Below are 9,950 nucleotides of genomic sequence, written 5' to 3' on the forward strand. Positions count from 1 at the left end.
CCGCCGTCGCCGACGCCCGCGGCGGCCAGCCGACCCTCGACGTGCGGGGCAGCGCCCTGCCCGGCGCCCCCGGCGACGTGCTGCTGGCCGAGGCCCGGTCGGCGGCGCTGCTCGTCGTCGGCTCACAGGGCCGCGGCGCCCTCGCGGCGGCCCTGCTGGGGTCCGTAGGGGTGCACGTCGCCACGTACGCGACCGGCCCGATCGTCGTGGTCCGCGGCCGCGCCGACACCGCGATCGGGACGGTGGTCGCCGGCATCGCCGACCCCGCGACGGCGGAACGGGTCCTCACCGCCGGCTTCGAGGAGGCCCACCGGCGCGGCTGCGCCCTCGTCGCGATCCACGCCCCGACCCCACCGCCGACGGAAGCCTCTCCGTCCGGGTTGGGCACGCTGGTCCGGTCCGACGTGACCGAGACCGTCACCCACCTGCGGACCCTGTTCCCGACGGTGCCGGCGGAGATCGAGCCCACCACGGGAAACCCGGCAGACGTCCTGGTGGCAGCGTCCCGCAGCGCCCAGCTCGTCGTCCTCGACGCCGGCTCCGCCCCATCCCTGGACCCGGTCAACCACCACCTGCTACTCCGCGCCGACTGCCCCGTCCTGCTCCTGCGCGACACCCTCTGACCACCGGCCGGGAACACACACGACAACGGTGCCAGCCACGTACAGGCCGCCGCCGTCTCCTGCACCAAGCGGCCGGCGGGCACGCCCCACACCGCTTCCACACCGCGGCGGCGGTGACGGCTCCTACGGCGCCACGGCGGTGACGGAGGCGCGGAGGCCAGCGAGCGCCTCCTTCCCGCGGGCCGGACAGCCGGCAGCACCCACGGCTTACAGCGCGGCGGCGGTGATGGCGGCGCGGAGGCCGGCGAGCGCCTCGGCGCGGACACCGGTCAGGACCGGGTCGGCGGTCACAGCCGCGGCGCGGAGATCAACAGGGCGCGGGGTACCGGCGGTCGCGGCGCGAATGCCTTCGATGAGCGCCGGCGCCCACGTTCCGCCGACGACGGATTGCAGCCGGCCACCGCGGCGCTTCCGGCACGGCGATGGCGACGGCGACCCGGAGGCCGATGACTGCCTCCTTCGCGCGGGCCAGGCAGCCGCCGGCGGCCGGCGCTTCCGGGCGCGGCGGCGGTGATGGCGGCCCCGAGATCGGTGAGCGCCGCTTCAGGCGGGCCGGGCAGCCGGCGACACCCAGCGCTTCCGACGCGGCGGCGGTGATGGCGGCCCGGAGGCCAGCGAGCACTTCGGCGCAGACGCCGGTCAGGACCGGGTCGTTTGCCACGGTCGCAGCACGGATGCCGACGACGAGCGCTGGTCCCCAAGTGCCGCCGATGCCGGTTTACAACCAGCGGCCACCGCGGCGCTTCCAACGCGGCGGCGATGATGGCGGCCCGGAGCCCGGTGAGCGGCTCCTTCTCGCAGGCCGGACAGCCGGGCGGCACCCAGCGCTTACAACGCGGCGGTCGTGATGGCGGCGCGGAGGCCAGCGAGCGCCTCGGCGCGGACGCCAGTCAGGACCGGGTCGGTGGTCACGGTCGCCGCGCGGAGGCCGACAGAACGCGGCGTGCGGGCGGTCGCGGCGCGAAATGCCCTCAATGAGCGCCGGCCCCACGTGCCGCCGACGACGATTTTGCAGCCGGCGGCCACCACGGCGCTTCCTGCACGGCGGCGGTGACGGCGGGCCGGAGGCCAGCGAGCGCCTCGGCGCGGACGCCAGTCAGGACCGGGCCGGTGGTCAGCGTCGCGGCGCGGAGGCCGGCGGGGCGCGGGGGTGCGGGCGGCCGCGGCACGGATACCCTCAATGAGCGCTGGCCCCCACGTGCCGCCGGTGCCGGTTTGCAACTGGCGGCCGCCGCGACGGTGGTGATGGCGGCTCAGAGGCCAGCGAGCGCCTCCTTCTCGCAGGCCGGACAGCCGGGCGGCACCCAGCGCTCACGACACGGCGGGCCGGAGGCGAGGCGAGCGCCTCCTTCCCGCAGGCTGGGCAACCAGCGGCACCCAGCGCTTACAGCGCGGCGGCGGTGACGGCGGCGCGGAGGCCGGCGAGCGCTTCGGCGCGGACGCCAGTCAGGACCGGGTCGGTGGTCACCGTAGCGGCGCGGAGACCGACAGGGCGCAGGGTCCGGGCGGTCGCGGCGCGAAGGCCCTCGACGAGCGCCGGCCCCACGTGCCGACGATGACAGTTTTTGCAGCCGGCGGCCACAGCGGCGCTTCCGGCACGGCGATGGCGATGCGGACCCGGAGGCCGGCCAGCGCCTCCTTCCCGCCGGCCGGACAACCGCGCGGCACCCGGCGACTGCTCGGCCAGCAGCCGCGGCCCGCCGACGGCGGGCGCCTCCTTTCCGCGGGCCGGACGGCCGGCGGCACCCACGGCTACAGCGCGGCGGTGGTGATGGCGGCGCGGAGGCGGGCGAGTGCTTCGGCGCGGACGCCGGTCAGGACCGGGTCGGTGGTCACCGTAGCGGCGCGGAGGGCGACGGGGCGGGGGGTGCGGGCGGTCGCGGTGCGGATGCCCTCGATGAGCGCCGGGCCCCACGTGCCGCCGATGACGATCTCCTGCGGGTCGGCGAGGGCGACGGTCGCGGCGACGACGCCGGCGACCGCGTCGCAGACCGCGGTGGCGGTCGGTGAGCCTGGGGTGCAGCGGTCCAGGAGTCGGGCGACGTCGATGGCGGTGGAGTTGTCCCGGCGCAGGCCGAGTTCGGCGAACAGTTCGATGAAGCGGACGGCGCGGCCCTGTGGGCCGGTGGTCAGCAGGTGGGCGATCTCGCCGGCCAGGCCGGTCCGGCCGCGGCGGATCTCGCCGTCGTTGACGATCGCGCAGCCGAGGCCCTCGCCGAGGTACAGGTAGGCGAAGTCGCCGTGGTTGCCGGCCTGGTCGCGTTCGGCGCGGGCGAGCCAGTTGACGTCGTTGTCGACGATCACCGGCCCCGTCACGAACGGGGTCAGGACAGCTACCGGGTCCAGCTCGCCGACGAGGAACGGCGCGTCGGGCAGTTGCACCAGCCGGCCGGTCGCCCGGTCCACCGGGTCGGCGGCGCCGACCACGGCCACCCGCACCGGGCCGCCACCACCAGCGTCGCCCAAGGCACCAGCGTCGCCCAAGGCACCGACCCCGCCCAAGGCACCGACGCCGCCGAACGCGTCGACACCGCCGGGCGCGTCGGCCAGGCCGGACGCATCGACGGCGCCGGGCGGGCCGGCAGCACCAGGCGCGGTGGTGGCAGGGGTGGCGGCGGCCGCCGGTACATCGGCAGCAAGCGCCGACGTGGCGGACGTGACCGCGGAGACGGCGGCGCGCAGGGCGGCGGCGACCTGATCGGGGTGGGCGGGGCGGCCGATCGGGCGGGTGTCGCGGGCGAGGGTGTCGCCGTGGGCGTTCAGGCACGACGCCACGACCCCCTCCGGCGCGATGGTGACCGCGAGGGCCAGCCCCACACCGGGAGCGAGCGCGTAGTAGGAGCCCACCCGGCCGCGGCCGCGGCCGCCCGGGGTGCGTTCGCCGGTGTCGGACACCAGGCCGCGCTCCTCGAGGCGGCGCACGCTCTCCCCCGCCGTCGGCTTCGAGATGCCGATCGCCGTGGCGAGCTCGGCCCTGGTCAGGCGGCGGTGCTCCATGAGGGCGCGCAGCACGTGCTCGTCGGTCACCGAACGGACCAGATCCACGAACCGCATTCTAGTCAGGAGCCTTGCCTGGAAGTGCGACCGGTCGTACAGTGCTACAAGTAAAGACACCTACCTAGAAAGGGGACGACCGTGGCACTGCCGCACTGGGAGGACACGCCCGCCGATCTCAGGGCGGCGACCCGCGAGATCAAGACGGCCCTGCGCGAGCGCATCGCCGCGTCCGGCCGGACCGTCGAGGAGGTGTTCGCGGTCGTCGAGCGCCGCGTGCAGGACGCCGTCGACGAGATCGGCGCGGCCCGCCGGCGTGGCGAGACGATCTGGCCGGTGATCGACTATGCCGACATCGCCGCGGGCACCGTCTCCGCCGCCGACGTGGCCCGCCTCAAGCGGCGCGGCTGCCTCGTCGTGCGCGGGCACTTCGCGCGGGAGCAGGCCCTCGGCTGGGACCGCGACATCGTCGACTACGTGGAGAGCAACCGGTTCTTCGAGCAGTACCGCGGCCCCGGCGACGACTTCTTCGGCAGCGTCGGCTCCAAGCCCGAGATCTACCCGATCTACTGGTCCCCGGCCCAGATGCAGGCGCGGCAGAGCGAGCGCATGGCCACGGTGCAGGCGTTCCTGAACAGTCAGTGGAAGCACGAGTCGGACGGCGTGCAGTGGTTCGACCCGGGGCGCGACTCGCTCTACCCCGACCGGATCCGCCGCCGGCCCGAGGGCGCCGACTCCGCCGGTCTCGGCACGCACCTCGACCCGGGCACCCTGGACCTGTGGATGACGCAGGCCTACCAGCAGGCGTTCCGGCACCTGTTCGACGGCAGCGTCGAGCAGTACGACCCGTGGGACGCCGCCCACCGCACCGACGGCCCGCAGTACCCCGGATCGACGATGTGCTCGGCGTTCCGCACGTTCCAGGGCTGGACGGCGCTGTCCGACATGGACCACGACCAGGGCGTGCTGCACACCGTGCCGATCCCGGAGGCGATGGCGTACCTGATGCTGCGCCCGCTGCTGCCGGACGTGCCGGACGACGACATGTGCGGCGTGACCGTCAACCAGGTCTTCCCGGCCGGGCACAAGTGGCACGCACCGCTCATGGAGGCGCTGTCCGGCATCCCCGACGTGCGGGCCGGCGACTCGGTCTGGTGGCACTGCGACATGATCCACAGCGTGGCGCCGGTCGAGGCGCAGCGCGGCTGGGGCAACGTCATGTACATCCCGGCCGCCCCCTGGTGCCCGCGCAACGAGCGGTACGCAGCGTCGGTCCGCGAGGCGTTCCGCACCGGTGAGAGCCCCGGCGACTTCCCCGCCGAGCACTACGAGAAGGACTGGCCCAACCGCTTCCAGGAGGCGGACCTGAACGAGATCGGCCGGCGAGGACTCGGGCTGGATTTCCTCAACGCGGCCTGAACGGTGCCGATCCGCCGAAGGTCACGTCGTGCGGAGGAGAGCGCTGTGCCGGACAGTTTCCAGCAGACCCGTCGGCCGGCCCGGTCGATCATGTTCGTCGGGGTCATGGGCCAGGCCGTGTCGACCATCGGCGTCGGCGCCCTCGGCTTCTGGCTCCTGGACGCGACCGGGGCGGTCGAGATCGGCCTCGGGACGGCGGTCGCGTTCATCGCGGTGCTGACCGCGATGAACGCGTTCTCCGCGTACCTCGGGATCCGGCCGCTGCTGCAGGCCGCCGGGAAGGTCCTGGCGCACCTGGACGCGATGGTCACCGGCGACCTGACCCGCCGGCTCGACCTCAACCGCAAGGACGAGTTCGGGCTCATCGCCGACGCGCTGAACCAGGCGACCGGGTCGATCCACGGCGTCGTCCGTACCCTGGACGCCTCGGCCACCGCGCTGTCCGGCGCGTCCGGGGAGCTGCGCGACGTGAGCCAGGGCTTCGCCCGCAACGCCAACCAGTCCAGCAGCCAGGCGCAGGGCATCGTGACCGCCGCCGAGCAGGTGTCGCGCAACGTCGACACGGTCGCCACCGCGTCCAACGAGATGAGCGCGTCGATCCGGGAGATCGCGCAGAACGCGGCGCAGGCGGTGCGGGTCGGCGACGACGCGGTGCAGGCGGCCACGTCGACGAACGCGACCGTGGCCCGGCTCGGCGAGTCGTCGACCGAGATCGGCAACGTGGTCAAGGTGATCACGTCGATCGCCGAGCAGACGAACCTCCTCGCCCTCAACGCCACGATCGAGGCGGCCCGCGCCGGGGACGCCGGCAAGGGGTTCGCGGTCGTCGCGGGCGAGGTGAAGGACCTCGCGCAGGAGACCGCGAAGGCGACGGAGGACATCTCCCGCCGGGTCGAGGCGATCCAGCTGGACACGCAGAACGCGGTCGACGCGATCGGGCAGATCACCGGCATCATCTCGAAGATCAACGAGTATCAGCAGACGATCGCGGCGGCCGTCGAGGAGCAGGCGGCGACGACCGCGGAGATGGACCGCAGCGTCAACGCCGCCGCCACCGGCTCGTCGGACATCGCCCGCAGCATCACCGGCGTCGCGGACGCGGCCCGCACGACCCAGGACGGCGTCTCCGACGCGCTGCGCCTCAACAGCGAGCTGGAGCGGATGTCGTCGGAGCTGCGGACCGTCGTCGCCACATTCCGCATCTGAAGGCGTGAAGACATCTGACGGTGTGACGGCTTCTGAAGGGGTGACGGCTTCCGCACGCGTCAGGTCCGTGTTGCGGGCCGCCGGGCCCCGCCGCGGCGGCCCCGAGCGCAACCTGGCGACGGGCCTGCTGGCGGCGACGCCGTCGGTCATCTACGTCGGCGAGGCGGTCCTCGGCCCGCGGGCGGTCGATCCGGTGCTCACCACGCTCGGCGCCGCGCTCGCCGCCGTGTGCGCCGTGCTGCTCTTCGCCGGGGCGCGCCGGGCGGTCGGACTGCTGCAGATGCCCTCCGCCGTCATCGGGTGCGGCTCGATCGTCCTGCTGGACCTCGGCACGGGCAACGCCGGCGTCACCGGGCTGCTGTACTTCTACCTGCCGGTCCTCTTCGCCGCCGTCCACCTGCGCATCCCGGGCGTCGTCGCCGTCACCGCCGCGGCGCTCGCCGGCGAGGCAGTCGTCGCGCTGTCGTTGCTGCCGGTCGGCGACGCGGCCCTCGACCTGGCGTTCGTCGGCAGCACGCTCACGCTGATGGCGGCCGCGCTCGCCCGGGCCGGCGTCGCCCAGGACCGGCTCGTCGGCCGGCTGCGGCGCCTGGCGGACGTCGACCCGCTGACCGGCCTGGCGACGCGGCGGATCCTCGACGACGCGGTCCAGCGCGCCGTCGACCGCGACGCCGCCGAGACCGCGCTGGTGCTCATCGACGTCGACTGGTTCAAGGAGATCAACGACACGTACGGCCACGCCGTCGGCGACGACGCCCTCACGCACATCGCGGCGACGCTGTGCGAGCGGTGCCGAGCCGTCGACGTGGTGGCCCGGCTGGGCGGCGACGAGCTCGCGGTGCTGATGCCCGGCTGCTCGTTCGACCTCGCCGCCGCCCGCGCGAAGGACTTCGTCGACGCGGTGCGCGCCCGCCCGCTGACGCTCCCCGACGGGCGGGTCGTGCCGGTGTCGATCAGCGCGGGCGCGGCGCACGCCCCGAGCCAGGCGCACACCGCCCGCGACCTGTACACCAGCGCGGACGCCGCCCTGTACGCCGCGAAGCGCGCCCGCCGCGCGCCCTAACCCGCCGGTGCTCCGCCCGCCGAGGGCCCGCCGTCGCGCGGGTCCGGCCGGCGGGGCTCAAAAGCGCCGGGCGGATCGAGGCCCTCCTGCGGCGGCCACGGCGGCGGGATCAGCTCATCCGGGCTGTGGTACACGAGGTCACGGCTCGCCCGGCCCCGTCGCTCGTCCACCATCGTCCCGACCTCCGTGGCTGGTTGCATCCGGTACCCGGGTACGGGTTTACGCTCCAACCATGCCACAGGAGCAGGCGGGGTTGCGTTCGGGCGAGGTCGCCGAGCAGGCCGGCGTGAACATCCAGACGCTGCGGTACTACGAGCGCCGCGGGCTGCTCGCCGACCCCGTCCGCACCAACGGCGGGCACCGGCTGTACCCGCCGGACACCGTCGCGCTGCTCACGGTCATCAAGGCCGCGCAGCGGCTCGGGTTCACCCTCGACGAGGTCGCCGACCTGCTCGACGCCGGGAGCCGCCGGCACCCGACCCCGGACCTCCGGCAGCGCGCGCTGGACAAGATCGCCGAGGTCGACGCGAAGATCGCCGACCTCACCGCGATCCGGGCCACGCTCACGGAGGTCGTCGACGCCCGCTGCGACAGCCTGACCAACTGCAGCTGCGCCGACTGCCCGTTTCCGTTCATGACGATCGGCAGGAGTTCGCCGACCCGCTAGGCCGGCATCTCCCACGGGGCCTGCGGCAGCGGCCGGCCGGTCTCCAGCAGCGACTTGAGGTTCGCGAGGACGGCGGGCCAGCCCAGGGAGATCGCGTCCAGATCCTCCTTCGTCGCCAGCTTCTCGTGGGTCACGGTGAGCCGGACGATGTCCTGGCTCGGCTCGACGGTGAACGTGACGGTGGAGTTGTCGAACGTCATGACCAGCCGGGTCGGCGGGACGGCCTCCAGGATCGTGCCGCCCGCGTCGACGACGCCGGAGCCGTCGGTGCGGCGGTGCTCCCACGTCGAGCCGGGTTGCCAGTCGGAGACGTTGGCGTGCCCCCAGTACTCGGCGGTCAGGTCGGCGTCGGTCAGGGCGTGCCACACCTGCTCGGCGGTGGCCTTGATGTAGGTGACGTACACGTACGTCGGAATCTCGGTCTTCATCGGACTTCCCTCCGCGAGGTGTTTGACGGCGTCCAGGGTGCGCAGCCGGGGCTCCTCGTATGCCGCGATCCACCGGCGCTGCAGCTCGTGGATCGGCACGGGGTTGAGGTAGTGCAGCTTCTCGCGCCCCCGGCGCACGACGGTGACGAGGTTGGCGTCCTGCAGCAGCTGCAGGTGCTGCGTGGCGGACTGGCGGGCCATCGACAGGCCCGCGCAGAGCATGCTCAGTGTCTGCCCGTCCTGCCGGCGCAGGCTGTCGAGCATGCTCCGGCGGGTCGGGTCGGCCAGGGCCTTGAACACCAGGTCCACGACCCCATTATGCAGTTTTTTACCTGCCTATTGTCAAGCGACGCAACGAACAGGGCGCCCGCGGCATCTGTACAGGTATGCACAAAGCACCGAAGGCACCCCGGCTGGTGCCGCAGAGCGTCATGCTCCAGCCGGCCGACCTCGGCGGCGCGGTGCCCGGGCCGGTCGAGGCCGGCTTCGCGTGGCCGCTGCTGCCACAGCCGTGCGCGGACACGCCGGTGCCCCACCCGGTGGCCGGCCACAGCCAGGCGGCCGACTTCGGCGACCGGTTCCGGGTGTACGAGCACGTCGCGCGCTACCGAGGCGACGGCGCCCGCTCGTACATGACGGAGCTCAAGGCACAGCTGGACCGCTGCGGTGCCGGCAGCGGCGGCAACGGCTTCCACCCGATCGCCGTCGACCATCTGGGCCCGGACATGGCCCTGTTCGCCGGCAACTACGACGAGGGCGACCGCTACGTGGGGTACTTCGTCGCGGCCGCCGGTCACTACGTCGTGGTCGTCGTCATGTCCGACGCCCGGCTGGGGGCGCCGGACCTGACGGTCCTCAACGACCTCGGCTCGGCCGCGATCCGGCGAGCCGGGTCAGCTCGGCGCTGACGTCCCACAGCCGGCGGGCGGTGGACGGGTCGGCGGCCCGGCCCGTGACCCGCACCGGGCGGCCGTCGCCGCCGAACACCGCACCACCGCCGGCGGCGAGGTCCGACGCGGTGGCGATCGCGGCGATGGTACGGGCGGGCCGCTCCGGCTCCGACCGCAGGAAGCCGGCGAGACTGAACGGGAACGGCGGCACCATCGCCGTGCGCACGAACCCCGGCTGCACGGCGACGGCGCTGATCGCACCCTCGGCGCGCCCGGCGAACTCGCGGGCGAACAGGACGTTGGCGAGCTTGGACTGGTTGTAGGCCTTGTGCTGGCTGTACCGGCGAACCCCGTGCAGGTCGTCGAAGTCGATGCGACCGGCCCGGTGCGCGGCCGACGTCACGCCGATCACGCGCGCCGCGCCGGCCGCCCGCAACTGCGGCAGCAGCAGTGCCGTCAGCAGGAACGGCGCCAGGTGGTTGACCGCGAACGTCGTCTCGAACCCGTCCGCGGTGACCTGCCGCCGCGGCAGCGTGACGCCGGCGTTGTTCAGCAAGACGTGCAGGACCGGGTGCCGTGGAACCTGCCCGACCCTCCGCGCGGCTACCCGGCGCCGCTGAAGCTCTAGGCGGTGAGCGCGACGCGGACCGCGGTGGTCAG

The 9,950-nt window shown here is 74.0% G+C and carries 10 protein-coding genes; 6 read left to right on the forward strand and 4 right to left on the reverse strand.

Features of this window, described 5'->3' with window-relative positions; translation table 11 throughout:
• Positions 1–623 (forward strand): universal stress protein (locus tag AB0J72_RS58370; protein ID WP_363417748.1); only part of this gene is annotated, 623 nt, incomplete at its 5' end.
• Between the two features lie 1,384 nt (positions 624–2,007).
• Here the strand turns inward: AB0J72_RS58370 and AB0J72_RS58375 are convergent.
• Together AB0J72_RS58375 and AB0J72_RS58380 are read right to left on the reverse strand one after the other, a co-directional pair.
• Positions 2,008–2,169 carry a hypothetical protein gene (locus AB0J72_RS58375; RefSeq protein ID WP_363417751.1) on the reverse strand — a complete coding sequence of 54 codons (162 nt, stop codon included), beginning with the start codon at positions 2,167–2,169 and terminating at the stop codon, positions 2,008–2,010.
• 206 nt (positions 2,170–2,375) lie between these two features.
• Entirely contained in the window at positions 2,376–3,668 is a 1,293-nt protein-coding gene (locus AB0J72_RS58380; protein ID WP_363417754.1) for an ROK family protein, read from the reverse strand.
• A 90-nt stretch (positions 3,669–3,758) separates the two neighbouring features.
• Here AB0J72_RS58380 and AB0J72_RS58385 point away from each other — a divergent pair, with 90 nt between their 5' ends.
• The 4 genes from AB0J72_RS58385 (at position 3,759) to AB0J72_RS58400 (ending at position 7,972) form a co-directional block, all read left to right on the forward strand.
• Entirely contained in the window at positions 3,759–5,036 is a 1,278-nt protein-coding gene (locus AB0J72_RS58385; protein ID WP_363417757.1) for a DUF1479 domain-containing protein, read from the forward strand.
• Between the two features lie 45 nt (positions 5,037–5,081).
• Positions 5,082–6,242: a methyl-accepting chemotaxis protein gene (locus AB0J72_RS58390; RefSeq protein WP_363417761.1), complete on the forward strand. Its 1,161-nt coding sequence runs from the start codon at positions 5,082–5,084 to the stop codon at positions 6,240–6,242.
• A 40-nt stretch (positions 6,243–6,282) separates the two neighbouring features.
• Positions 6,283–7,305 (forward strand): GGDEF domain-containing protein, encoded by a 1,023-nt coding sequence (locus AB0J72_RS58395; RefSeq protein WP_363417764.1) that lies wholly within the window; start codon positions 6,283–6,285, stop codon positions 7,303–7,305.
• Between the two features lie 232 nt (positions 7,306–7,537).
• Positions 7,538–7,972, forward strand: a complete 435-nt coding sequence (locus AB0J72_RS58400; RefSeq protein ID WP_363417767.1) for a MerR family transcriptional regulator — start codon at positions 7,538–7,540, stop codon at positions 7,970–7,972.
• Here the strand turns inward: AB0J72_RS58400 and AB0J72_RS58405 are convergent.
• Complete coding sequence (locus tag AB0J72_RS58405) at positions 7,969–8,709, reverse strand: SRPBCC domain-containing protein (protein ID WP_344506763.1); 741 nt, start codon at positions 8,707–8,709, stop codon at positions 7,969–7,971. The two genes, AB0J72_RS58400 and AB0J72_RS58405, sit on opposite strands and share 4 nt — an antisense overlap.
• Positions 8,710–8,786: 77 nt before the next feature.
• Between AB0J72_RS58405 and AB0J72_RS58410 the strand changes: the two genes are divergently transcribed.
• Positions 8,787–9,308: a hypothetical protein gene (locus tag AB0J72_RS58410; protein ID WP_363417771.1), complete on the forward strand. Its 522-nt coding sequence runs from the start codon at positions 8,787–8,789 to the stop codon at positions 9,306–9,308.
• On the opposite strand, the gene AB0J72_RS58415 is transcribed toward AB0J72_RS58410, so the two are convergent.
• The gene (locus AB0J72_RS58415) at positions 9,256–9,855 is read right to left on the reverse strand and encodes an SDR family NAD(P)-dependent oxidoreductase (RefSeq protein ID WP_363417774.1); all 600 of its coding nucleotides are present in this window, start codon (positions 9,853–9,855) and stop codon (positions 9,256–9,258) included. The genes AB0J72_RS58410 and AB0J72_RS58415 overlap by 53 nt on opposite strands.
• Positions 9,856–9,950: the final 95 nt, after the last annotated feature.

It is taken from the genome of Dactylosporangium sp. NPDC049742 (assembly GCF_040674675.1).
GTDB classification, from domain to species: domain Bacteria; phylum Actinomycetota; class Actinomycetes; order Mycobacteriales; family Micromonosporaceae; genus Dactylosporangium; species Dactylosporangium maewongense.

Bases quoted from the DNA above. Each gene is read 5' to 3' on its own strand.
- AB0J72_RS58400 (WP_363417767.1), top strand. From the start codon at position 7,538: ATGCCACAGGAGCAGGCGGGGTTGCGTTCGGGCGAGGTCGCCGAGCAG.
- AB0J72_RS58410 (WP_363417771.1), top strand. From the start codon at position 8,787: ATGCACAAAGCACCGAAGGCACCCCGGCTGGTGCCGCAGAGCGTCATG.